Below are 1,202 nucleotides of genomic sequence, written 5' to 3'. Positions count from 1 at the left end.
TGATAGTCTGAAAAGTTTCATTATATTCGTGATGAAATTAGAAGGCTATCAGGTTTTATTTTATGTTACTATTTTAGCACCAACTATCAAAATCAAAACCCGTCAGACCTTCAAAGCAAACAAACAGACATTGACAATATCATCAAACATTTTTTTGCTCGCATCAAATTTCATTGTAACACGAAAGCCATTTAATGAATTAAAAACAAATCTTGCTAATGAACGTGCCGAATGAGCTGAAGTAAACATCCCTTGTTCTTGTCCAATCTTTATGGCTTTGGTTATGGCTTTTTCGGTGTCCTTCATAATAGAATTGGCAATCGTGGCAACTTCATGATCAACAGGCGCTAACTCAACAGCTGAATTTACCATAAAACAGCCTTTTGAACGTTCTTCACTAAGTGCTTCTATTTTGATGCTTTCAAAAATATTGCGGATATAGACTTCCATGTCTTCAGCCGTATCTACCCCATTTAATACGGGATCAACCCGTTCTTTACGATATTGCTTCAATGCTTTTACATAAAGTGAATGTTTGTCTCCATAAGTATCATACAAACTTGAACGGCTTATGCCAAGGTAATCAACTAAATCTTGTGCAGTCGTAGCATTGTAGCCTTTTTGCCAAAACAAATTCATTGCTTTGTCTAATATCAATTTTTCATCAAATATTTTGGTGCGTGCCATATAAACCTTTGTAAAATAATAATATTCCACAAAGGTAACATATCCGGAACGAATGTTCCGGATATGTGGCAAAAAAAAAGTTACAAGCGTACAGCGTTTACAGATGCACCGCTGTCAATAGTATATTCACCCCCCGAAATAAACGAAGCATCGTCAGAGGCCAAAAATGCAACCAACCTGGCAACTTCTGAAGGTTCAGCAAAACGGTTAAATGGCATCACTTTTTCCTTGAGAAACTTGTGAATTTCTACAGTTGCAAATTCTCCTTTGTAAATCCCTCTTGTTTCTGTCATGGCCGGTGCAACCGTATTCACTCTAATCTTTCTTTGGGCTAATTCTACAGATACGGTTTTACTATATGCAGTTAAAGCCGCTTTGCTTGCACTGTAAATTGCGGTTCCTGCGCTAAAAGTAAACGCACTAACGGAGGTGTTGTGTATGATAGCGGCACCGTCTTTCAAAATCGGAATGAACTTTTCGGTAGTAAAAACAGCTCCTTTAAAATTAGTGCTAAC

The 1,202-nt window shown here is 37.2% G+C and carries 2 protein-coding genes; both read right to left on the bottom strand.

Annotated features, from left to right (window positions below; translation table 11 throughout):
- Nucleotides 1-102: 102 nt before the first annotated feature.
- The gene (locus A3EM_RS0141055; protein WP_020534059.1) at nt 103-687 is read right to left on the bottom strand and encodes a TetR/AcrR family transcriptional regulator; all 585 of its coding nucleotides are present in this window, start codon (nt 685-687) and stop codon (nt 103-105) included.
- 80 nt (nt 688-767) lie between these two features.
- A partial coding sequence (locus tag A3EM_RS0141050; RefSeq protein WP_020534058.1) for an SDR family NAD(P)-dependent oxidoreductase occupies nt 768-1,202 on the bottom strand: 435 nt, incomplete at its 5' end.

Origin of the sequence: Flexithrix dorotheae DSM 6795, from assembly GCF_000379765.1 — a bacterium.
GTDB lineage: Bacteria > Bacteroidota > Bacteroidia > Cytophagales > Flammeovirgaceae > Flexithrix > Flexithrix dorotheae.
Note: the sequence above shows the minus strand (reverse complement) of the source record. Positions and strands in the feature narration are given on the sequence as shown.

Excerpts from the sequence above, each read along its gene's own strand:
- A3EM_RS0141055 (WP_020534059.1), bottom strand. The coding sequence starts at position 687 with ATGGCACGCACCAAAATATTTGATGAAAAATTGATATTAGACAAAGCA.